The 21,687-nt window shown below is 63.5% G+C and carries 19 protein-coding genes; 12 read left to right on the top strand and 7 right to left on the bottom strand.

Features of this window, described 5'->3' with window-relative positions; genetic code table 11:
• Positions 1 to 6: 6 nt before the first annotated feature.
• Entirely contained in the window at positions 7 to 885 is an 879-nt protein-coding gene (locus NKI10_RS00910; RefSeq protein ID WP_023701605.1) for a DMT family transporter, read from the bottom strand.
• A gap of 258 nt (positions 886 to 1,143) precedes the next feature.
• Here NKI10_RS00910 and NKI10_RS00905 point away from each other — a divergent pair, with 258 nt between their 5' ends.
• Positions 1,144 to 2,439, top strand: coding sequence for a glucoamylase family protein (locus NKI10_RS00905; RefSeq protein ID WP_023724933.1), 1,296 nt, complete (start codon positions 1,144 to 1,146; stop codon positions 2,437 to 2,439).
• A gap of 165 nt (positions 2,440 to 2,604) precedes the next feature.
• Here the strand turns inward: NKI10_RS00905 and NKI10_RS00900 are convergent, their stop codons facing one another.
• Positions 2,605 to 3,210, bottom strand: a complete 606-nt coding sequence (locus NKI10_RS00900) for an NADPH-dependent FMN reductase (RefSeq protein ID WP_023671992.1) — start codon at positions 3,208 to 3,210, stop codon at positions 2,605 to 2,607.
• Between the two features lie 89 nt (positions 3,211 to 3,299).
• Here NKI10_RS00900 and NKI10_RS00895 point away from each other — a divergent pair, with 89 nt between their 5' ends.
• A complete protein-coding gene (locus tag NKI10_RS00895; protein ID WP_023683744.1) occupies positions 3,300 to 3,668 on the top strand; it encodes a winged helix-turn-helix transcriptional regulator in 369 nt (122 codons plus the stop codon).
• A gap of 499 nt (positions 3,669 to 4,167) precedes the next feature.
• Here NKI10_RS00895 and NKI10_RS00890 read toward each other — a convergent pair whose 3' ends face one another.
• Entirely contained in the window at positions 4,168 to 4,563 is a 396-nt protein-coding gene (locus NKI10_RS00890) for an acyl-CoA thioesterase (RefSeq protein WP_023671995.1), read from the bottom strand.
• A gap of 224 nt (positions 4,564 to 4,787) precedes the next feature.
• Between NKI10_RS00890 and NKI10_RS00885 the strand changes: the two genes are divergently transcribed.
• Genes NKI10_RS00885 through NKI10_RS00875 form a run of 3 tightly spaced genes read left to right on the top strand, consistent with a single transcriptional unit; the run spans position 4,788 to position 8,529 of the window.
• Positions 4,788 to 6,404: a GMC family oxidoreductase gene (locus NKI10_RS00885; RefSeq protein ID WP_352858035.1), complete on the top strand. Its 1,617-nt coding sequence runs from the start codon at positions 4,788 to 4,790 to the stop codon at positions 6,402 to 6,404.
• A complete protein-coding gene (locus tag NKI10_RS00880) occupies positions 6,401 to 7,615 on the top strand; it encodes a mandelate racemase/muconate lactonizing enzyme family protein (RefSeq protein WP_023671997.1) in 1,215 nt (404 codons plus the stop codon). Before NKI10_RS00885 ends, NKI10_RS00880 begins: the two co-directional genes overlap by 4 nt.
• Positions 7,612 to 8,529 carry an NAD(P)-dependent oxidoreductase gene (locus tag NKI10_RS00875; RefSeq protein ID WP_352858032.1) on the top strand — a complete coding sequence of 306 codons (918 nt, stop codon included), beginning with the start codon at positions 7,612 to 7,614 and terminating at the stop codon, positions 8,527 to 8,529. The genes NKI10_RS00880 and NKI10_RS00875 overlap by 4 nt, the downstream gene beginning before the upstream one ends.
• A gap of 92 nt (positions 8,530 to 8,621) precedes the next feature.
• Here the strand turns inward: NKI10_RS00875 and NKI10_RS00870 are convergent, their stop codons facing one another.
• A complete protein-coding gene (locus tag NKI10_RS00870; protein WP_023689702.1) occupies positions 8,622 to 9,560 on the bottom strand; it encodes a diacylglycerol/lipid kinase family protein in 939 nt (312 codons plus the stop codon).
• A 659-nt stretch (positions 9,561 to 10,219) separates the two neighbouring features.
• On the opposite strand from NKI10_RS00870, the gene NKI10_RS00865 reads away from it, so the two are divergent.
• Entirely contained in the window at positions 10,220 to 10,456 is a 237-nt protein-coding gene (locus NKI10_RS00865) for a hypothetical protein (protein ID WP_023733333.1), read from the top strand.
• 118 nt (positions 10,457 to 10,574) lie between these two features.
• Here the strand turns inward: NKI10_RS00865 and NKI10_RS00860 are convergent, their stop codons facing one another.
• Positions 10,575 to 11,207, bottom strand: a complete 633-nt coding sequence (locus NKI10_RS00860; protein ID WP_155923215.1) for a hypothetical protein — start codon at positions 11,205 to 11,207, stop codon at positions 10,575 to 10,577.
• 286 nt (positions 11,208 to 11,493) lie between these two features.
• Between NKI10_RS00860 and NKI10_RS00855 the strand changes: the two genes are divergently transcribed.
• A complete protein-coding gene (locus NKI10_RS00855) occupies positions 11,494 to 12,009 on the top strand; it encodes a hypothetical protein (protein WP_352858028.1) in 516 nt (171 codons plus the stop codon).
• 100 nt (positions 12,010 to 12,109) lie between these two features.
• Positions 12,110 to 12,604: a YegJ family protein gene (locus tag NKI10_RS00850; RefSeq protein ID WP_023705888.1), complete on the top strand. Its 495-nt coding sequence runs from the start codon at positions 12,110 to 12,112 to the stop codon at positions 12,602 to 12,604.
• Positions 12,605 to 12,720: 116 nt separating this feature from the next.
• Here the strand turns inward: NKI10_RS00850 and NKI10_RS00845 are convergent, their stop codons facing one another.
• Together NKI10_RS00845 and NKI10_RS00840 are read right to left on the bottom strand one after the other, a co-directional pair.
• A complete protein-coding gene (locus NKI10_RS00845) occupies positions 12,721 to 13,689 on the bottom strand; it encodes a DUF3137 domain-containing protein (protein WP_023733336.1) in 969 nt (322 codons plus the stop codon).
• Between the two features lie 46 nt (positions 13,690 to 13,735).
• Complete coding sequence (locus NKI10_RS00840) at positions 13,736 to 14,782, bottom strand: CapA family protein (protein ID WP_031262090.1); 1,047 nt, start codon at positions 14,780 to 14,782, stop codon at positions 13,736 to 13,738.
• Positions 14,783 to 14,928: 146 nt separating this feature from the next.
• On the opposite strand from NKI10_RS00840, the gene NKI10_RS00835 reads away from it, so the two are divergent.
• The 4 genes from NKI10_RS00835 (at position 14,929) to NKI10_RS00820 (ending at position 21,662) form a co-directional block, all read left to right on the top strand.
• On the top strand, positions 14,929 to 16,194 hold the full coding sequence (locus NKI10_RS00835) for a hypothetical protein (RefSeq protein ID WP_023754565.1): 1,266 nt from the start codon (positions 14,929 to 14,931) through the stop codon (positions 16,192 to 16,194).
• A gap of 122 nt (positions 16,195 to 16,316) precedes the next feature.
• Entirely contained in the window at positions 16,317 to 19,475 is a 3,159-nt protein-coding gene (gene uvrB, locus NKI10_RS00830) for an excinuclease ABC subunit UvrB (protein ID WP_352858024.1), read from the top strand.
• Between the two features lie 339 nt (positions 19,476 to 19,814).
• Complete coding sequence (locus tag NKI10_RS00825; RefSeq protein WP_352858022.1) at positions 19,815 to 21,341, top strand: ABC-F family ATP-binding cassette domain-containing protein; 1,527 nt, start codon at positions 19,815 to 19,817, stop codon at positions 21,339 to 21,341.
• 147 nt (positions 21,342 to 21,488) lie between these two features.
• The gene (locus NKI10_RS00820) at positions 21,489 to 21,662 is read left to right on the top strand and encodes a hypothetical protein (protein WP_023672009.1); all 174 of its coding nucleotides are present in this window, start codon (positions 21,489 to 21,491) and stop codon (positions 21,660 to 21,662) included.
• Positions 21,663 to 21,687 lie beyond the last annotated feature (25 nt).

Genomic DNA, 21,687 nt, shown 5'->3' with positions numbered 1-21,687 from the left:
GCGCCCTCAGACTGCGGCTTCGATCGGTTCGGCAAGCTTCGGATTGGAGCGCGAGGCGATCAGGCAACTGGCCACGATCAGGGCCGCTCCAGCCAGCGTGGTCCAGGTCGCCGCCTCGTCGAAGAACAGCCAGCCAAACACGATCGCCCAGATGAAGGCAGAATACTCCGTCGGGATCAAATATTGCGCTTCGGCCCGCGCGTAGGACCAGCTCATCAGGAACTGGCCGGAGAGCGACAGCGCCGTCACCCCGGCCAGCGGAAGCCAGAGATTGCCCGGCAGGGCAACCGCGAGCCAGGGAGCGGCGGGGAGAAGGACGGCGGCAACGCACAGGTTCTGGAACAGCATGATCTCGACTGGTTTGGCTACCAGCGCCTGCCGCCGCGAGAGGATCAGATTGTAGGCGTAGAACACCGTCGATGCGAGCACCGCCACCGTGCCAAGCAGGGCATCCCCGGTATAGTTCCCTTGCCCGAACTGTCCGGCCATGATGATGACGACGCCGGCGATGCCCGCCAGCGACGCCCAGATCGCCTGGCGCTGTATGCGTTCGCCCAAAAGCAGCGCCGCCAGCAGGAGAGCGAACAGCGGCGCGACGAAACTAAGCCCGATCCCATCCGCTAGCGGCAATCTGGCAAGGCCCCAGAAGAACGAAAGCAGAACGATGCCCACGATCACGGCGCGCAGCGCGTGTAGCCGCAGCACGGAAGGCGTGGGAAGGGAACGCGGCCCCGCCGCCCAGGCCGTGCCCGCGACCACGCTCGCAAGCATGCTTCGCCACAGCACCGTGTTGTAGACACCGACGGCGATCACCAGGATTTTCATCGCCGCATCCATGGCGGACAGAAGGAAGATCGCAAGTGCACAGACCAGCACCGGGGTCATGGGGGAAACGACGCCTGACAGGCTGGGTGACTTCACGGGGCATGCTCATGTGATGGATCGCAGCCGGATATATCAGGGGAGGACGGCCAGGCCAGATGGCAGGGCCATGCATATGGCGGTCCAACCGATCTTCGCAGCCCCTCGATTTGAATTCGGTGCGTCGGCAGCGCCTTTCGCTATCGGCCCCAGCCTGCCCTCACCCATGATTGATCCGCTGGAAGAATGGCAAAAGCAACCAAAGCCTCTATATCGATTGTCATGGATGCATCGAACGAACACGCGCTAAACGACGAGCTTCTCCAAGATATCCAGCGCCTGTCCTTCGAGTATTTTCTCAACGAGGCCAACCCTGCCAACGGCCTGGTCGCCGACCGCAACACGCAGGCGTCGCCTGCCAGCATAGCCGCCGTCGGGCTCGCTTTGTCGTCCTATCCCGTCGGTGTCGAGCGCGGTTTCATGACGCGCGATGCCGCAATCGAGCGGACGCTCGCCACGCTTCGCTTCTTCTGGAACGCCCCGCACGGGCCGGAGCCCGATGCCACCGGCTACAGGGGTTTCTACTATCATTTCCTCGACATGAAGACCGGCCGCCGCGTCTGGAATTGCGAACTGTCCACGATCGATACCGCCCTTTTGCTTGCCGGTGTTCTGGCCGCCGGCGCTTATTTCGACGAGGACGATGAGCTCGAACTGGAAATCCGCCAGCTTGCCGATGCGCTCTACCGCCGTGCCGACTGGCGCTGGGCGCAGAACGGCGGCGCCACCGTCACCCATGGCTGGCGGCCTGGAAAAGGCTTTCTCCGCTACCGCTGGGAAGGATTTGACGAGGCGCTGATCCTGTACGTCCTGGGTCTCGGTTCGCCGACCCACTCGCTAACTCCCGAGAGCTACGCGGCCTGGCTGTCCACTTACAAATGGAAGACCATCTACGGCCGCGAGATGGTCTATGCCGGCCCGCTTTTCATCCACCAGTTCTCGCATATCTGGATCGATTTTCGCGACATCCGCGATGCCTTCATGCGCGATCACGACCGGGACTATTTCGAAAACAGCCGCCAGGCGACGTATCTGCAGCGCGATTACGCAATCCGCAATCCGAGGGGGTTCGCGGGCTATGGCGAGAATTGCTGGGGCGTCACCGCCAGCGACGGCCCAGGTCCGATCGCGCGGCGAGCCGATGGACGCCGCTTCTTCGGTTATCTCGCCCGCGGCGCACCGTTTGGCCCCGATGACGGCACGCTGTCGCCATGGGCGGCAATCGCCTCCTTGCCTTTTGCGCCGGAAATCGTGCTGCCGGCGCTGCGCCATTTCCACGAGATGGACCTGCGCGACGGCAACCCTTACGGCTTCACCGCGAGCTTCAACCCGACGATCGCTGCCGACGACGGCCGCGCCTGCGGTTGGGTATCGCCGGACCATGTCGGCATCAACCAGGGGCCGATCGCCCTGATGATCGAGAACTACCGGTCCGACTTCCTGTGGCGATTGATGCGCCGCGTGCCGGCCATCACCACAGGACTGCGCCGAGCCGGGTTTTCCGGCGGTTGGCTGTGACAGGCGGCGATCCTTCGCGCGGGATCGTCAAGGCATCAGCGCGACCTTGCCGGTCCGACTCCACCATCCGGCCAAGGGAGCCGAGAGCGCCTCTTCACGTGAATGAAAAAGGGCGGCGCAAACGCCGCCCTTTGGAAAAATCATCGATCCTTGGGAGGATAAGGCTCAGGCCGCCTGGGCTTCGCCGGCAATCGCGTCGGCCTGACGCGCTGCCTTGAGCACGCGGGCCCACCAGGCAACGTCGTTGACCAGCGCCGTGGCAGCCTGGTTCAGATGCTCGATCTCCTCGAGCTTCTTCTCGCCCTGGCGCACCGCCAGGAAATCGCTCCAGGCAATGTGAACGGCGGATTTGACCGGCGCCATCTGCAATTCGACCGCGGCAAGACGCAAATGTTCGACAGCGCGCGAGCCGCCGACGCTGCCATAGCCGACGAAACCGGCCGGCTTCTTGTTCCATTCATTGGCGGCGTAATCGATGGCGTTCTTCAGCACGGCCGTCGGGCCATGATTGTATTCGGCGGCGGTGAAGATGAAGCCGTCGAATTCGGCGACCTTCTTTTGCCAGCGCTGGGCAACTTCGTTCTGCGACGGCGCCCAGGCGGACGAGGCGACCTCGTCGAAAAAGGGCAGCGGCCAGTCGCGCAGGTCGACGGTCTCGACGTCGATGTCGGCATGAGATTTCGCGATCTTGGCGATCCACTGGGCGGGCACATCGGCGAAACGCGCGGCGCGTGTCGAACCGACGACGATGGCAATTTTGGGCTTGGACATGGGGCTCTCCATATATGCAAAAGCTGGTATCGTTTGGATACCGGCGCTATATGAGATACTGACAAATGGCAGCGCAAGGAGGCACCGTTATGTTACTGAGGCACCCGCACAACACCGAAGACTGCCGCGCCGTCTCGGAAATCCTGCAGCGCGTCGGCGACAAATGGACCGTTCTGGTCGTCGGCAAGCTGGGCGGCGGACCGCTGCGTTTCAATGAGTTGCGCGCCGCTGTCGGCGGCATTTCGCAGAAGATGCTGACCACCACCTTGCGCGGTCTTGAGCGCGACGGCTTCGTCACCCGAACCGTGTTCCCGACCATCCCGCCACGCGTCGACTATGAGCTGACGGAGCTCGGCCATGAGCTGCTGGTGCCGGTCGGCGCGCTCGGCGAATGGGCGCGGAAAAACACCTCGCGGGTCCAGGCGGCGCGTGAAAGATTCGATGGCGTGCACGCCTGAAAACCGTTGCCCAGCAATAGTTTACGGATTTTGCCGTCGACGACGCGTACCCGGGTTTAACTGGATCCGCCCTTGCATCGTTGGTCACGCCATCGCGACATAGCTGCAGCGTTTCGTTCGCCGGCGCATCATCATTTTGAGGCTGACGAGGTCTTCCGCTGACGGGCCCTCAGGCCTTTGACGCAGGGTTGCTGCAACACACTGCGCCGCACGTCTCTACCCTTGCAGACCGCTGGGCAGTCCGCTCGTTGCCAACGGTCCGGTCGTGCGTGCAGGCAACGCTTGAAAGCTCTTTCCTGATCTCGGTATAAGCGGTCGTGCCAAGCAGGCAGATCACCGCGACGAGGGCCGCCACGAGCCAGCCGTTCAGCATGTGTTGACGCATTGTCTTCCCTCCGCCGCCCGCAGAAGCGGATGTGAAGGCAACATTGGATGTCGCGCAGCGCATCGCCCGCGCGGGGGATGTTACATAAGCGCAAGCTTGGCAGAATCGACGATGTCAACTTTCGGTTGGAATCGGCTTCGGCTTGCCGTCGCTATCCAGCGCCACCATGACGAAATCGGCGTGGGTGACCTTCTCCATCAGGTCGGAGAGGTAGCGTTGCGCCCAGGCCTCGACCTTGAGCGTCATGGAGGTGCGGCCGACGCGCTCGACATGGGTGTAGATGCACAGCGTGTCGCCGATCTTCATCGCCTTGGCGAAGGACATTTCCTTGACAGCCGCCGTCACCACGCGACCCTTGGCCCGCTCGGCCGCACGGATGCCGCAGGCAAGATCCATCTGCGCCATCACCCAACCGCCAAAGATGTCGCCGGCCGCATTTGCATCGGCCGGCATGGCGAGCGTACGCAAGGTCAGATCGCCGATCGGCCGTCCGTCCGCGTAATGCACCATCTGCCGGATCCCCTGAAACGATTGCCCTCGATCCCCTAGCGTCATGGACCCAAGAGGTCAACGCGACGGGCGAGGCTCCCGGCGCAATGTCGGTTCCATGGCAGCTTTTCCGGCCAGGCGTCTCACGGTCGCATTTTTCACAACGCATGCCGGAAGGCACCGCGACTTCGGAAGCCTGCCGCGGATAGGCTGCAGCCAGTTTTGCGGAGCCGCCAACACCAATCATGCAGACCTATGACTTCATCATCGTCGGCTCCGGCTCAGCCGGCTCGGTTCTCGCCGAAAGGCTGTCGGCTTCCGGCCGTTACTCCGTGCTGGTGCTGGAAGCCGGCGGCAGCGACCGCCGCTTCTATGTCCAGATGCCGCTTGGCTACGGCAAGACTTTCTTCGACCCCGCGGTCAACTGGAACTACAAGCCCGAGCCGGACCCCGGCCTTGCCGGCAATGTCGACCATTGGCCGCGCGGCAAGCTGCTTGGCGGCTCAAGCTCGATCAACGCCATGGTCTGGATCCGAGGCGCGCGCGAGGATTTTGATGACTGGCGCGATGCCGGCAATCCCGGTTGGGGTTATGACGATCTGTTGCCGGGCTTCAAGGCGCTTGAGGACAATGAGGCCGGCGCCGATAGATGGCGCGGCACCGGCGGGCCGCTGCATATCACCGACACCACGAACGCCGTCCATCCGCTGACCAGGCGCTACCTCGCCGCCGGCCAGCAAGCCGGGCTGCCGCTCAACCCCGACTTCAACGGTGCCGCCCAGGAAGGCGTCGGCACCTACCAGATCTCCACCAAAAACGGCCGCCGCATGTCGGCCGTGCGCGCCTTCCTGCGCCCCGCGATGAAGCGCAAAAACGTCCGCGTCGAGACGAATGCGCTGGCGAGCAGGATCCTGTTCGAGGGCAAGCGAGCCGTCGGCATCGAATATCTGCAGAACGGCGAGACCAAGACGGCGCGGGCCGGCCGCGAAGTCATCCTGTCCGCCGGCTCGATCAACTCGCCGCAGCTCTTGCAACTGTCCGGCGTCGGCCCCTCGTCACTGCTCAAGGGGCTTGGCATCCCGGTCGTCCACGCCAACGAAAATGTCGGCGCGCATCTGCAGGACCATGTCGGCATCAACTATACCTTCAAGGGAAACGTGCCGACGCTCAACCAAATCCTGCGGCCCTGGTGGGGCAAGCTGCTGGTCGGCATGCAGTACATCCTCACCCGCTCCGGCCCGCTGTCGCTGTCGATGAACCATGGCGGCGGCTTCTTCCGAACCGACCCGGCGTTTTCGCGCCCCAACATGCAGCTTTATTTCCAGGCTTTCTCGACCGTCATTCCGAAGAGCGGCGAGCGGCCGATCCTGACGCCAGATCCGTGGCCGGGCTTTTCCATCGGCCTCTCCAACTGCCGCCCGTCCAGCCGCGGCGAGATCATGATCCGTTCCAGCAATCCGCTGGACTATCCCAGGATCGTCGCCAACGCCTATTCCACCAACGCCGATGTCGACGAGATGCTGGCGGCGGTGAAATTCGTGCGCAAGATAGCCTCGATGCCCGCCATGGCCGAGATCATCACTGAGGAGGTTTTGCCGGGCCCATCGATCCAATCGGATGCCGACCTGATCCAGGATTTCAGGAAGCGCTCGGGCACCGTCTATCACCCGGTCTCGACCTGCCGCATGGGGCCGGACGCCGGGGCCGCCGTCGTCGACCCGCGCCTGAAAGTGCACGGGCTCGAAGGTCTGCGCGTCATAGACGCCTCGATCTTTCCCGCCAACATCACCGGCAACACCAACGCCGCCTCGGTCATGACCGGATGGAAGGGCGCCGAACTGGTTCTGGAGGACCAAGAATGAAGATCACCGACGTCAAGACCTGGGTAGTCGGCAACCCGCCGCCGGGCATCGGCGGCAAGTATTTCATATTCGTCAAGCTGACCACCGATGGCGGCGTGGTCGGTTATGGGGAGGCCTACAACGCCACCTTCTCGGCTCACATAACGGCCAAGCTGGTCGAGGACATGGCCGAGCGTTACCTGATCGGCCACGATCCGCATGACATCGAGACCTTCTTCCGCCGCGCCTATTCCTCAGGATTTACCCAGCGCCCCGACGTTACCGGCATGGGCTGTTTCTCGGCGCTGGAAATGGCCTGCTGGGACATTGTCGGCAAGGAAGCCGACAAGCCGGTCTACAAACTGCTCGGCGGCCAGGTGCACGAGACGCTGCGCTCCTACACCTATCTCTATCCGCACACCGGCAGCGTCCATTCGGAGGACGCGCCGGACGGCCGGAACGTCTACAATGACCCCGAATTGGCGGCCGCCTGCGCGCTCGAATATGTCGAGCAGGGGTTCAACGCCGTCAAGCTCGACCCGGCAGGCCCCTACACCGCCTTCGACGGCCACCAGCCGCGCCTGATCGACATCGATGTCTCCACCCGCATGGTCAAGGCGATCCGCGAAGCGGTCGGCACCCGCGCCGATATTCTGTTCGGCACGCATGGCCAGTTCACCGCGTCGGGTGCGCTGCGCATGGCACGTGCCATCGAGCCCTACGATCCCTTGTGGTTCGAAGAGCCGGTGCCGCCCGACATGCCCGAAGTGATGGCTCAGGTGGCGCGAGGCACGTCGATCCCGATCGCCACCGGCGAGCGGCTAACGACCAAGTTCGAATTCGCCCGAATCATCGAGAACCGCGCCGCCACCATCCTGCAACCGGACCTTGGCCGTTCCGGCGGCATTCTCGAAACCAAGAAGATCGCCGCCATGGCCGAGGCCTACCACATCCAGATCGCGCCGCACTGCTATTGTGGGCCGATCGTTGGCGCCGCCAACATCCAGCTGGCGGTGACGCTGCCCAATTTCCTCATCCTGGAATCGCTGAAGCAGTGGGACGGCTTCCACGCGACACTGCTCAAGAAGAAGATCGAATGGCAGGACGGCAATGTCATTCCATCGAAGGAGCCGGGCCTCGGCGTCGAGCTGGACGAAGCGGTCTGCGACGCGCATCCCTACACCGGCAAGGACCTGCATTTGCAGATGATGCAAACGCCGCTGATGCCGTGAGCGAACGCTACGCCTTCATCGGCCTTGGCCATCTCGGCGCCAACCTTGCCGCCAGCCTGTTGCGCAACGGTTTTGTCGTCATCGTCTTCGACCGCGACCCCGCCGCCGTCGAGCGCCTCGTGGCGCTCGGCGCCACGGCCGCGACCAGCCCGGCTGAAGCGGCAGCGCTAGCCGGCAACGCCATCACATGCCTGCCCTCGCCCAAGGTCAGTGAAGCGGTGCTGGCTGGTCCCGGTGGACTGCTGGAAGGATTGCCCAAGGGCGGCACATGGATCGAGATGTCGACGAATGGCCGCGACGAGATTCTGCGCCTCGCCGCCCTCGCCTCGGCCAAGGGCGTCGAAACGCTTGAGTGCCCGGTCACCGGCGGCGTGCATCTGGCCGCGGTCGGAAAGATCACCGCGCTTGTCGGCGGCGATGCTGCGCTTTACGAGCGCCATCGTCCGGCCATCGAAGCGATGTGCGCAAAGTCGTTCCTGATGGGTCCGGTCGGCTCGGCGGCGGTGATCAAGGTGATCACCAACATGCTGGCCTTCATCCATCTCGTCGCCGCCGGCGAGGCGCTGATGTTGGCCAAGCAAGGCGGCCTCGACCTCGCGCAATCCTACCACGCCATCGTCGCCTCCTCCGGCAACAGCTTCGTCCATGAGACCGAAAGCCAGCTCATCCTCAACGGCTCCTACGACATTGGCTTCACCATGGACCTGGCACTGAAGGACCTCGGCTTTGCGCTTGCGATGGGCAGGGAGTTCAGACTGCCACTCCAACTGGCGCCGCTTGTGAGTGAGATTTTCCTGATGGGCAAACAGGAATATGGCGGCGGCGCCTGGTCGACCCAGATCGTCAAACTGCTCGAGGATGCCGTCGACATGGATCTGCGCGCGCCCGGTTTCCCAGCCAAGCTGGAAAGCTAAGCCGGGTAAATATGTCCTGCGATTTCAGGCCCTTGGCCGGTTCGCCGGAATCGCCGCTCAAACCACCTGAATCAATCCCTCAACGCCTTGATTCAATATCTCAGCGTCAGCGCTCCGGGCAGGATCTCAAACGTCGCGGGTATACGCCCCGGCGACTCGCCATCTATGTCGACCAGCGCGCCGTTCTTCTCGACATCGCCGATAGGTTCGACCACCACTTTCCGGCCACGCAATATGGTGATGGCCGGATGGTTGCGGTGCCGGCCGCCATAGAGCAGCCGAATATCCCAGATCAGCTTCAGCTTGCCGGCCGCGCGCAGGATGACGATGTCGAACTGGCCGTCGGCGAGTTCGGCGTCCGGGGCGATCATCATGCCGCCGCCGAAGAACTTTCCGTTGGCGACCGCCACCAGCGCCATGCGCGCCTCGACCGGGGTGCCATCGTCGACGGTGATCCTGACGTCCTGGAAGCGGTAGCGGATGAACTCGACCACGGTGCGCCAGAAAAACAGCGCCTTGGCCGACATCCTGCCCTTGCGCTTGTCGGCATTGACCGCACGGTCCGTGGCGCCGGATAGGCCGAGGCTGGCGATATTGATGAAGTGCCGGCTGGCCAGCGCGCCATGGTCGTCGATGTAGCAGATGCGCCCGGCATCGACCTTGCGCGCCTTGGCTTCGGCGATCCGCTTCAGCACCGCATCCACCTCTTTCGGCAGCCCGAGCCCGCGCGCGAAATCGATGCCGGTGCCGCAAGGCAGCAAGCCAAGTTCGGTTGTCCGGCCGCTCTCATCGAAAGCCTGCAGCAATCCGTCGGCCACTTCGCTGGCGGTGCCGTCGCCGCCGGCCGCGATCACCAGCTCGAAGCCGCTTGCCGCGAGGTCGAGCGCCAGCCGTTCGGCGTCGCCTTCGGCCTGCGTCTCGCGCAGCTCGAATTCGCCGAAATGCTTTTTCAGCGAAGCAGCCACCTCCGGCCAATGCCGTTTCAGCCGGCCGCCGCCGGCAATCGGATTGAGCACCACCCCGACTTTCAATACGCACCCTCCCCGCACCGAGCCGATAGGCTCGATGCTTTGCCTGCATTGAAGCCCGCGCCAGCCGGCGGAGCAAGGGGCACAGCCGATCAGGCGCCAAAAAGCGGGCGGGCTGTCTAATGCAGCTGGAGTCGAAATTCCGAGCTTTGTGGCAAACCGTCCCCGATAATCCCGTTATCCACAGGCTCACGCCCATTCCCCAAAACCCTTACCCGGCGTAAGTTTAACCCATCTCAGGCGGCTACCGATCGTCGCGCCGAAAGGCAAAGCGAAAAGGCGGATTTCCTGAGGCCCGTACGGCCCGAAGCGAGAGCAGGCTTGCTTGTTCGAGGGACGGATGCCGAGACCTACGGGGCCGCGGAAAGCGTGCGAACGCCAACGGCGGACCGATGCTGCCATGAAGGACGGCGAAAACCTTCGATGGCGCGCCGAACGAAGCTCGCAAGGGTGGAGAACGGCGTGGTCTGGAACGGGCACTGCCCTCGGGCGGTGACTGGCAGTACCGTCAAAATCAAGGCCGGCATGGCGCGACGACTTTGCGGAAGTTGCTGCCGCGACCGTGTCCTGATCTGACAGGGAGGCGCTGGGAGAAATCCCGGCGCCGACTGTCTTTTGGGCCAAGGTCCGGTCGGCGAAGCGACGCGTAAGAAGCCGATACTTTGCTGGAACGAGATTTCGGCGCTGACGGAACCATCTTCATCACCAGGCGCGATCAGCAATTCACCGACATGATCCCGCGCCTGATCGACAGAGGCGTGTCCTTCGTCGAGATCGGTGGCAATGACGCGATCATGCTCACCGTGCTTTCGGCGGCAGACTTCGCTCCGCCCGAAGGCGCCCGGGCGCTGTTCAGCCAACCGTTCCGATCGATCCGGCCACCCGTCGCACCGGGCTGATCGTCGCCGTGCGCAAGCTGCACATCGTGCTGCCGGCGCTGTTCGAAGCAGGCGCGAGGCTGGAGCGCGTCTACAACTGAAGCCGCGCCCTGCACCGCGGCCTGCCCGGCGGGCCAAGCTACTTCTTCGGGCCGATGCCCGGGATCAAATTGAGGCCAGCGTTTATATATTCCGGCCGTATGGCGCCGCTGATGAGCGTGAAGGTGGCGAGCATGATGCTGGCCAGCGCACCGTCATGCCATGGCCTGAGGGCCAGCGCGTTGACGGCATAGGCCCAGAATGGGAAGGCGAGCATCGACATGACGATGTTGGCTCCCGGAGCCTCCGCATTGTCGGCTGAATCGCTGACCGATTTCAGATACACCGGCGTCATCGCCAGCGCGACGATCAACATGATCCATGAAATGGTCCAGACGCTGATACCGGCCATTTCAATCTTATAGATGGCTGCCTGCACCTTACCCGGAATGTCCCCCGGATTGCCTTTGGTCTCTTCCGCCACCGCATCGGTCAACGCCTTGGCAACCGGCTGCTCAGTGGCATTGACCAGGATGGAGTTGACGAAGATGAAAAATGCCACGACTTCGGCAGGCACGTACTTCGCAACCCGGTCGAGATAGCCGTCGCCGCCTTTCGATCCTTGATCTTCTTGCTTGTCATCGTCGACGCCGAGCGGAGCATCGCCTGGAATGCCCTCGAGCGTTGAATCCCTTTTCGGCACAGGCTCGGCGGACCGGACAATTCTTCCCATGACAAACCCCTCCTATATTGTTGTATCGCCCCGTGAGTATCGTAGTAGAAAACCGGGCCAAGAAACAGTTGTCGCGGCCATAGCCGACAAGATTTATTCAGGCTTCTTCCTGCAAATGCATCACGCCCCCGCCATATCTGCTACCGGGTGTCTCGAAATCCACCTATAGTGAGCCGTACCCGAAAAACGCATCCCCCGGCTCATCGCGTGATCGCGGCCAAAATCCCGCCTTGTTCGCGCGCGATGGAAGGACTGGCTGCCGGGGGGCAATCCGAAGGACAAGACCGTGCTCAAGACCGCCCTTGTCGCCATGACCATTGTCGGCTGCGACTGCGACGCCAAGCTTTGCGAATATATCGGCGAGACGCCGGCGAAGTGGGCGACCATCGCCGACTGCGAAGCGGCGATGAAAAGCCAGATGCTGCACCAAAAGAACTTCGACTATCCGCTGGTCTCCGGCATATGCCGCAGCAAGGGGTCGGCGTCTTCTTCGCAACTGGCGGCGGCCGCATCCCGCCCGGAACTGAAGCCGGCCAGCCGGAATGTCCAAACCCCGTTGCCGCCGGAACTGAGCCATCGGCCGAGCGTTTCCGTCGGCTCCCCGACGACGGCCATGGAGACAGCAGCGGCACGGCCCGTCGCCTACGAGCAAGTGGTCGATGGCGGAACAGGCGTGCTCTACCGCACCAGGAACGGCTACGCCGTGGTGACGACAGATCTCGGCCGCGTCGCGTCGGCAACGGTCGGCATGGCCAAGCGGTCCGCGAACTGGCTGGCAGGGCTGGTGCCGAGCGGGTTGTGAGCGGCCTGCCGGTCGGACCGTACCACGCTGTCGCACTGCCGTTGAAAACTCCAGATAGATGCATGATGGTGTCAGCATCGACACGCAGGAGCGCCATTTCATGAAGCATGCAGTTCGAACCATGCTGTCCCTGGTGCTGGCGTTGGCGCCGATTCCGGCCGGTGCGCAGGATTCCGGCCAGGGCGGCGACAAGGTTGTAGGCGTCGCCAAGGACGATCCGGACATGGCGGCGGCCATTGCGCAGGCGCGCGCCAGCCTCGATGAATTCCTGTCCTTGTCGGATGCGCCGCCAGCCGGGACAACCAGCTACAAATTGAAGGTCGAGGTCAGGGACGGAGACGCCTCGGAGCATTTCTGGATCATCCCCTTCCACAAGACCGCGACCGGCTTTGCAGGAACATTGGCCAATGAGCCGCAAGCGGTGCACAATGTCGTGGCCGGCCAGGAACTCGAATTTAACCGGGACGATATTTCCGACTGGGGCTACACCAGAAACGGTCGCCAGGTCGGCAGCTTCACCGTCTGCGTGATGTTCAAGACGATGGCGCAAGAAGACGTCGAATATTATCGCCAGAACTACGGCTTCGACTGCTGACGAGCGGCAGCCTGGCTAATGCATGCGCCCAAACAGGACCGCCGTTTTGGCGCAACGATATGCATGAAAACAAGACCTGAAGCGCGTCGCATGAATTCGTTTCGACGCGCGGCGCTTTAGGCCTCGCCATCCGTCGCGCCGATCTTGCGCACCAGCGCCGCGGTCGCCAGGATCGCGCCCATATCGGCGATCATCGGCGCGATGTGCTTGGTGTAATCGAGCGGCACGGAAATGGCGGGCAGTTCGAAGAAATTCTTCGGCTGCGGCAAGAGCAGGAAACCATCGCTGCCATTAAGCGCCACCCGCGCCGGATCATCGCGCCATGTCTCGTGCAGCCATTTCAGCGCCTGCGCCAGCCGGCCGCTCACCAGCGGCTGCGCGGCGGCGACATTGTCGGTGCGAAATTCGTAGTCGCCGTCGAGCAGCGGATCGCCGCTGGACAGTTCCTGCATCTTGCCGGCGAAGATGCCGCGGAAGAAACCGACCACCGCGTTGCTGCGGCGCGTCGCGACCAATATGCCGGGGAACGGCGCGATCGTCTCGAACGCAACGATGACGCCCTTGAAGACCGTCGACGAGCCTTTGCCCGAACCTTGGCGCAACTCCGCCTCGTAGAGCTCGAACGGAAAATCCTCGTAGCGGCCTGACACGATGTCGTCGAAACTCTGCCGGTTGAAGGCCCCGACCACGGCGCGCGGCAGCCGGTCGAAGGAATTCGGCGTCACGCTGTGCTGATAGCGCACATCCCTGATGAAGCCGAAGATGATCGGCAGCAGCGTGTCACGGAACGATTGCTGCACCCTCGTCGCCGGCCTGATCGCCAGGAAGTACAGCAGCAGCGCCGCGAAGAAACCGCCGGCATAGAGGAACACATGCGGCGTCGAGAACCATTGCTCGTTCAAGTCAGCGACCTTGTTGAACAGCCAGGCCACCAGCACGACAAAAACCAGCAGCAGCCCCAGAAACACCGGCACCCGCCAGCGCACCTGGCGGTAGGCCGAAGCCCGTCCAGCCTCATAGATCTCGATATTCTTCCTGATGCCGGCGACCACCGCTTCATCAGGCATGAACTCAGCTGCTTCCATCGCCCCCTCGCAAAGTCCGTTTATGCCTATAATAGCGGGAAAGTCGTCAGTCGCCAAAGATCGCCTTCAGCCTGGCTTCGACCTTGCCCTTCATCCGGCCAGTCAGCGCCTCGACCGGAACCAACCGCTCATGCCCGCCTGAGCGCAGCCGCATGAAGGGATGCATCCGGTAGCCGGCGATCGCGCCGCGCTTGCCGAGATCGGCGCTGACATCGACGACGAAAATGCCGCCGATGCGGCCGGGCCAGGGCTGTCGCGCCAGCGCCGTGCCGAGGAAGTCGCCAAGCCCGTAAGCCACGAGCGTCTTGCCGACCCATTGCACCGGCTGCACGACATGGGCGTGGTGCCCGGCAATCAGCCCCACGCCGTGACCGGCCAGCAACCTCGCCAGCGTTTGCGTTTGCGGCTGCGGAAAATGCCGGAACTCCCAGTCCCAGTGCGGCACCGCACAGGTAAGATCGATGTTCTTGTCGGCCGCGCCTCTCGGCCATGCCGCCGGATCGCCTTGCATCGAGACAAGCTCGGTGAATGGCCCGGCGTCACCATTGCGCCACAGTGTGAAGGCGGCAAAGCCGATCGACAGCGGCCCGGCCTTGACCTGCTCGACCGATCCTTTTTTCGCGGTGCCGATGGTGCGGATTCCAAGCCGCTTCAACGCCGCAACGGTCTCGTCGAAACCGGCGACGCCCTGGTCGAGCACATGGTTGTTGGCCAGCGACAGCACGAGCTTTTCACGCGCGATGCCTACGGCAGCAAGCGCCGCGGCAAGAAACCGCTCGCTCATCGCATGGTGAGTGCCAAGCCGCGTGCCAAACGCCACGCTCGGCCGCTCGACGACCGGACTTTCGCAATTGCCGATCACCAGATCGGCTGAGCCCAAGAGCTTTGCGATTTCCGGATCGCACTCCGGCGCACTACGGTTGGCCACCGCCGAAATATCGCCGACAAAGGCCAGCCGCACCTTCCGCCCCGGCGGCGGATCGATGATCGTCGTCGCCGCCCTCGGTGCGAGATCCCTGACATCGCCGCCGAGAGACGGTTTCAGGAAGCGCGGCAGCCATGACAGTTTGTAGGAAAGCGGATAGTTCGACACGCGACGCCCAATCGTTTGCCCAATCGGTTAGCTTGTGTAGACGGTCTGCCCGGGAAGTGTCGACCGTCAGTCCTTGAAACACTGCCGCCGGGAGACACGGCGCCAAATGCGTGTAATGTCTGCGCATCGCATAGTGGAGGGATGAGATGACACGTTTTGCAGGCCTGCTGGCGTCCGCCCTCCTCCTGTTGCTGCCTTTATCTTCGGCCCGCGCCGCCGCGCCCAAAGCGGCAACCGCTTTGTTCGAGGCCAAAACGGTGACCGAGCGCAACGCCGCGCTTACCACGCTCGAGGCTGCAGCCCAGGGCGATCCGGCGTCAGCCTATGCCGCCGGGGCCGGCGAATTCTTCACCGCGCTGGAAATCCTCGCCGGCGGTCTGCACCGCCACGGGTTCGAAAGCCCGCAATCATTCATGCTGCCGCTGATGCGGCTGCCGATTCCGGACAATCCCAATCCCGAACCGCTGACCTATGAGCAGTTCCGCGCCATTCTGGTCGCCTTCCGCGACCGGCTGGAGACATCCGCGGCCACTCTGGGCTCGGTACCCGCCGATGCCGATATCGGCATGGTCGTCGACCTCACCCATGCCGGCATCGATCTCAACGAAGACGGTGCCATCGCGCCGGATGAAAGCATGGCCGCGATCATGGCCTCGCTGTCGCGCGGCGGTATCTCGTCGGACGGCGCCGCTCCCTCGCTCACATTCCGCTTCGACCGGGCCGACGGTTTCTGGCTGCAGGGCTATGCCGAATTCCTGATGGCGCAGGCCGATTTCTGGCTGGCGCATGATTTCAGGACCATGTTCGACGGCTCGTTCCACATGCTGTTCCCGCGCGCCAAACTGCCGCTGCAGGACGTTCTGGTGCCTCCCGCCGGGGACATGGGCAGCAGCATCTTCTCATCGGAATGGCGCATCGCGGATTTCATCTCCATGGTTCACCTCGTCAACTGGCCGGTGGTCGAGCCCGAGCGACGTCAAGCGGCGCGCCGCCATCTGCTCGAAATGATCCGGCTGTCGCGCCAGGACTGGAAGGCGATCCGCGCCGAGACCGACAATGACCGCGAATGGCTGCCGGGACCGCAGCAGAAGGGCGAGAACCCGCTCACCGGGCTCGAAGTCGGCGAGGAGCAGGTCGAGGCCTGGCTCGCCACTCTGACCATGGCCGAAGACCTTTTGGAAGGCCGCAAGCTGCTGCCGCATTTCCGCATCACGGTCAGCACCGGCCAGGGCATCAACATGAAGCGTTTCTTCGAAGAACCGAAGCCTTTCGACCTAGTGCTGTCGATTACCGGCCCGGCCATCGCGCCCTACCTCGAGAGCGGTGAGATCGTAACCAGCGGCGAGTTCGACCAGATCCAGCGCCAGTTCGGTGGCGGTGGGTTTTTGACCTTCGCGCTGTGGTTCAATTGAGCAGGCGGCCTGGCTTCGCGTAACACAGCTCCTGACACCCTTGTGTCAGGAGCTTCGAGCCGCTTAGCGCCCTTCGCCACTGCACTCTTTCCATTTTGGCGGACTCTGCCCATATTTGGGGCATGGCCAAACTCCCTGACAAAAAGACACCGTCTCCGGCGGGTGACAACGGCGCTTCGCCGCCGAAGCGGCGCAGCCCGCTGACCGATTTCCTCGATGCCTCGGAGCCTCTGCACAGAGGCGGCTTCGCCGAGGCGCCGCAGGCCGACTTCACCGGCACGCCGCTGAGCGGCTCGATTGCCGACTGGGCAGAGCAGATAGAGCAGGAGGCCGAGAAGGAAGGGCGTAGTTCCGGCGGCGCCAAGCCGCCGAAGGTGGCGAAGAAGATTCCGGAACGCTCAACCTCCCCCGGCCGCAGTTCGCGCGGCACCTCGATGGGCGGCGCGGCCACGGCCCGCGAGCGCACCGCCGCCGGCCTCAACCCGGTCGCCGGTCTCGACATCTCGCTGGAAGACGCCGAGACGATGGCCTCGGGCAGCGTCACCGCGACGGTCGCGGCGCTGTCGGCGCTGATCGAATCCGGCAACCCGCTGGACAAGGACGGCGTGCTGTGGACGCCGCACCGCCCTGCCCGCCCGGAAAAATCCGAAGGCGGCATCGCCATCAAGATGGTGTCGGATTTCGAGCCGGCCGGCGACCAGCCGACCGCCATCAAGGATCTTGTCGAGGGCGTCGACAACAATGATCGCACTCAGGTGCTGCTCGGCGTCACCGGCTCCGGCAAAACCTTCACCATGGCCAAGGTGATCGAGCAGACGCAGCGCCCTGCTTTGATCCTGGCGCCCAACAAAACGCTGGCCGCGCAGCTCTATTCCGAGTTCAAGAAATTCTTCCCCGACAATGCGGTCGAGTATTTCGTCTCCTACTACGACTACTACCAGCCGGAAGCCTACGTTCCGCGCACCGACACCTTCATCGAGAAGGAATCCTCGATCAACGAGCAGATCGACCGGATGCGCCATTCGGCCACGCGTTCGCTGCTCGAGCGCGACGACGTCATCATCGTCGCCTCGGTGTCCTGCATCTACGGTATCGGCTCGGTCGAGACCTACACGGCGATGACCTTCCAGATGCAGATCGGCGACCGGCTCGACCAGCGGGCTCTGCTCGCGGATCTCGTCGCCCAGCAATACAAACGCCAGGACATCAATTTCGTCCGCGGCTCGTTCCGCCTGCGCGGCGACACGATCGAAATCTTCCCGGCTCACCTTGAAGACCGGGCGTGGCGCATCTCGATGTTCGGCGACGAGATCGAGGCGATCACCGAATTCGATCCGCTCACCGGCCAGAAGACCGGCGAGCTGAAGAGCGTCAAGATCTACGCCAACTCGCACTATGTGACGCCGCGTCCAACGCTCAACCAGGCGATCAAGTCGATCAAGGAGGAGCTCAAGCACCGGCTGGTCGAGCTCGAGCGCGCCGGCCGCCTGCTGGAGGCACAGCGGCTCGAACAGCGCTGCCGCTTCGATCTTGAGATGCTGGAAGCCACCGGCTCCTGCGCCGGCATCGAGAACTATTCGCGCTATCTCACGGGACGCCAGCCGGGCGATCCGCCGCCGACTTTGTTCGAATATATCCCCGACAACGCGCTGGTCTTCATCGACGAAAGCCACGTCACCGTGCCGCAGATCGGCGGCATGTATCGTGGCGACTTTCGGCGCAAGGCGACACTGGCGGAGTATGGTTTTCGCCTGCCCTCCTGCATGGATAATCGCCCGTTGCGCTTCGAGGAATGGGACGCCATGCGTCCGCTCTCCGTCGCGGTTTCTGCGACACCCGGCGCCTGGGAGATGGAACAGGCCGGCGGCGTGTTCGCCGAGCAGGTCATCCGCCCGACCGGCCTGATCGATCCGCCGGTCGAAGTCCGCCCGGCGAAAAGCCAGGTCGACGATGTCGTCGGCGAAATCCGCGACACCACGGCCGCCGGCTACCGCACGCTGGTCACCGTTTTGACCAAGCGCATGGCCGAAGACCTGACCGAATATTTGCATGAGCAAGGCGTGCGCGTTCGCTACATGCACTCCGACATCGACACGCTGGAGCGCATCGAGATTCTACGCGATCTCCGCCTCGGCGCTTTCGACGTGCTGGTCGGCATCAACCTGCTGCGCGAAGGCCTCGACATTCCTGAATGCGGTTTCGTCGCCATCCTCGACGCCGACAAGGAGGGCTTCCTGCGCTCCGAGACGTCGCTGATCCAGACCATCGGTCGCGCCGCCCGCAACGTCGACGGCAAGGTCATCCTCTATGCCGACCAGGTCACCGGCTCGATGGAGCGGGCGATGGCCGAGACCAACCGCCGCCGCGAAAAGCAGATGGAATGGAACGCGGCCAACGGCATCACCCCGGAATCGGTGAAGTCGCGCATCTCCGACATTCTGGACTCGGTCTACGAGAAGGACCATGTCCGCGCCGATATCTCGCAGTTCACCGACGGCGCCGGTGCGATGATGGGCAACAATCTCAAGGCTCATCTCGACGCCATGGAAAAGCAGATGCGCGACGCCGCCGCCAATCTCGACTTCGAGAAGGCCGCCCGCATCCGTGACGAGATCAAGCGGCTGCGCGAGATGGAACTGTCCATCTCGGAAGACCCGCTGGCCAAATACGCCGACATGGAAAGCCCGGTCTCCGGCCGCGAGAAGGGCAAGCACAACAAGGGCGTGGCCAAGCACCGTACGGCTGAGGAACAGGAGCGTTTCCGCAAGTTCGACGACGCACGCGCGGCTGAAGAGGCGGCCAGGGCTGCCCGGTCCAACCTCTTCCGCAAGCCGGCGCTCGACGAAATGGGTGCCGAGGGCGCCGTGCCGGTGAAGAAGCCGCTATTTGCCAAGCCGTCGATCGACGATATGGGGCCTGGTACCGACATGCCGACGCCGTCAGGCGCGGTGTCGCGCTCGCTGTTCAAGAAACAGTCGGCGCAGGAAGCGCACGGCTCCGACTTCGGCATTCCGGGCGACGCGACTAGGCCCCTGTTCAAGAAGAACTCACTGGACGAGATGACGGTTCGGCGGACCGAAAAGCCGGTCGAAGGAAAAATGCCGGCCAAGCCCCAGCCAATCTCCCCCCAGCTGGGGGAGATGTCCGGCGGGACAGGCGCGAAGGATCGCGACGCCAAGCCAATGATTCGCCAGCGCGCCGGCATCGGCTCCTACGAAGACCCAGGCGACGCCCGCCGCGAAAAGCGCCGGCCGGGCAAGACGGGACGGCCGGGGAAATAGACCTCTTCCCTTCTCCCCTTGTGGGAGAAGGGAAGAGCGCTCCACCACCGCCGCATCCGTCGCCCACTTGCCTCCACCCCCGCCTTTGGTGTAATCGCTCCACACACTCAAAGTTTTGTCTTGAAAGGAGGGCTGCGTGTCTATCGATCACCATCGTCAGCGTGGCCCGATTTCTGCCCTGCGAGTTCGCTTGCAGGGCTGACCAGGGACATCACGGGTTTTTTCCCGCTTCGATTTTTTTGGTCTGCCCTTCGTGGTGCGCAAAGCTGAGCCTGATGGCCGGCACGCGCACCGTCAAAGTGCATTGAGCCGGACAGCGGCAAGACCAGAGAAATCACAATGGCCCTGATCAGCCTCAAATCCCTCGGCGTCACCATGAGTGCGCCGCTGTTTTCCAACCTCGACCTCACCATCGGCACCGGCGACCGGCTCGGCATCGTTGCCGCCAATGGCCGTGGCAAGTCAACCTTGCTGAAGTGCCTGACCGGCGCAATGGAGCCGACCTCCGGCGACATTTCCCGCACGCGCGGCCTGCGCGTCGGCCATGTCGAACAATCCGTTCCTCCTGCCCTTCTCGGCCGCAGCTTCCACCAGGTGGTGGCCGACGCCTTGCCGGCGGGGCAGGCCGACAGCGAGATGTGGCGGGTCGACGTGGCGCTGGATTCGCTCGACGTGCCCGAGCCGATGCGCGAACGGCCGATGCAGGCGCTGAGCGGCGGATGGCAGCGGCTGGCGCTGATTGCCCGCGTCTGGGTCACCGACCCCGATGTGCTTTTGCTCGACGAGCCCACCAACCATCTCGACCTCGCCAAGATCAGCCAGCTGGAAAGCTGGCTGAACGCCCTGCCTCGCGAGGTGCCGGTGGTCATCGCCAGTCACGACCGCGCCTTTCTCGACGCCGTCACCAACCGCACGCTGTTCTTGCGCCCGGAGGACTCGCCGGTGTTTGCACTGCCCTATTCCAGGGCGAGGCAAGCGCTCGACGACCTGGACGCTTCGACGGCGCGCCGGTTCGAGCGCGACATGAAGGTGGCGCAGCAACTGCGCAAGCAGGCCGCCGAGCTCAACAACATCGGCATCAATTCCGGCAGCGACCTTTTGACGGTGAAGACCAAGCAACTCAGGGAACGGGCGGAGAAGCTGGAAGACGCCGCGGTATCGGCGCATCGCGAGAAATCAGCCGGCGCGATCCGGCTGGCCAACCGCGGCACCCATGCCAAGGTGCTGATTACGCTGGACGACGCCACGGTGGAAACGCCGGACGGCATGCTGCTGTTCAAGACCGGCAAGCGCCACATCTGCCAGGGCGATCGCATCGTGCTGCTCGGCCGCAACGGCGTCGGCAAGTCGCGTTTCGTCAACCTGATCCGCAATGCCATCTCCGAGCCTGACACGGTGCCGAACGTCAAAGTGACGCCGTCGACGGCGCTCGGTTACAGCGACCAGGCGCTGGCCGGCATCAGTGGCGACGACACGCCGCTGGCCATGGTCTCGCGCCGCTACGATGTCGGCGAGCAGCGCGCCCGTTCGCTGCTTGCCGGCGCCGGCGTTGTCATTGAGATGCAGGAGAAGAAGATCGGCGTGCTGTCCGGCGGCCAGAAGGCGCGGCTGATGATGCTGGCGCTGAGACTCGCCAACCCCAACTTCTACCTGCTCGACGAGCCGACCAACCATCTCGACATCGACGGCCAGGAAGCGCTGGAGGAGGAACTGCTCAAGCACCAGGCGAGCTGTGTGCTCGCCTCGCACGACCGTTCCTTCATCCGCGCCATCGGCAACCGCTTCTGGCTGATCGACAAGCGGAAGCTGACCGAAGTCGAAGACCCCGAGGATTTCTTCCGCTCAGTGGCTGAAACGGCGGGCTGAGGAACTACCACCATGGGCCGCACTGTGTTGCGGCCCATGGTTTCACATCTCCCAGAATATTTTCAGCGCTCTGTCGGATCGCCTGAACCTGCTGCGTCCTTGGGATGCCGACACGATGATGCCGGCTTCATCTGAGGAGAACGCATCATGTCCATCCTGTCATCCATAGGCCGCGTCGCCGCCCGTTACGCACAGAACCGCGCCCGCTATCGCAGCGAGCGCGAGCTTCTGGCCCTGCCGATCGAACTGCGCAAGGATATCGGCTGGCCGGAAATCCTCATCGACGCGCAAAACGGCCCGCGGATCTGCAGGGCGCCCTGACCATGGGTCGGGAAAGATCGATGCA

The organism is Mesorhizobium sp. M0802 (assembly GCF_040320115.1).
Taxonomy (GTDB): domain Bacteria; phylum Pseudomonadota; class Alphaproteobacteria; order Rhizobiales; family Rhizobiaceae; genus Mesorhizobium.
Note: the sequence above shows the minus strand (reverse complement) of the source record. Positions and strands in the feature narration are given on the sequence as shown.

What these genes read in the sequence shown, in the direction of transcription:
- NKI10_RS00825 (WP_352858022.1), top strand. Translation starts at nt 19,815, where the DNA reads ATGGCCCTGATCAGCCTCAAATCCCTCGGCGTCACCATGAGTGCGCCG.
- NKI10_RS00895 (WP_023683744.1), top strand. Translation starts at nt 3,300, where the DNA reads ATGTTACTGAGGCACCCGCACAACACCGAAGACTGCCGCGCCGTCTCG.
- NKI10_RS00905 (WP_023724933.1), top strand. Translation starts at nt 1,144, where the DNA reads ATGGATGCATCGAACGAACACGCGCTAAACGACGAGCTTCTCCAAGAT.
- NKI10_RS00890 (WP_023671995.1), bottom strand. Translation starts at nt 4,563, where the DNA reads ATGGTGCATTACGCGGACGGACGGCCGATCGGCGATCTGACCTTGCGT.
- NKI10_RS00835 (WP_023754565.1), top strand. Translation starts at nt 14,929, where the DNA reads ATGACACGTTTTGCAGGCCTGCTGGCGTCCGCCCTCCTCCTGTTGCTG.
- NKI10_RS00850 (WP_023705888.1), top strand. Translation starts at nt 12,110, where the DNA reads ATGAAGCATGCAGTTCGAACCATGCTGTCCCTGGTGCTGGCGTTGGCG.
- NKI10_RS00900 (WP_023671992.1), bottom strand. Translation starts at nt 3,210, where the DNA reads ATGTCCAAGCCCAAAATTGCCATCGTCGTCGGTTCGACACGCGCCGCG.
- NKI10_RS00860 (WP_155923215.1), bottom strand. Translation starts at nt 11,207, where the DNA reads ATGGGAAGAATTGTCCGGTCCGCCGAGCCTGTGCCGAAAAGGGATTCA.
- NKI10_RS00885 (WP_352858035.1), top strand. Translation starts at nt 4,788, where the DNA reads ATGCAGACCTATGACTTCATCATCGTCGGCTCCGGCTCAGCCGGCTCG.
- NKI10_RS00820 (WP_023672009.1), top strand. Translation starts at nt 21,489, where the DNA reads ATGTCCATCCTGTCATCCATAGGCCGCGTCGCCGCCCGTTACGCACAG.
- NKI10_RS00910 (WP_023701605.1), bottom strand. Translation starts at nt 885, where the DNA reads ATGACCCCGGTGCTGGTCTGTGCACTTGCGATCTTCCTTCTGTCCGCC.
- uvrB (WP_352858024.1), top strand. Translation starts at nt 16,317, where the DNA reads ATGGCCAAACTCCCTGACAAAAAGACACCGTCTCCGGCGGGTGACAAC.
- NKI10_RS00845 (WP_023733336.1), bottom strand. Translation starts at nt 13,689, where the DNA reads ATGGAAGCAGCTGAGTTCATGCCTGATGAAGCGGTGGTCGCCGGCATC.
- NKI10_RS00880 (WP_023671997.1), top strand. Translation starts at nt 6,401, where the DNA reads ATGAAGATCACCGACGTCAAGACCTGGGTAGTCGGCAACCCGCCGCCG.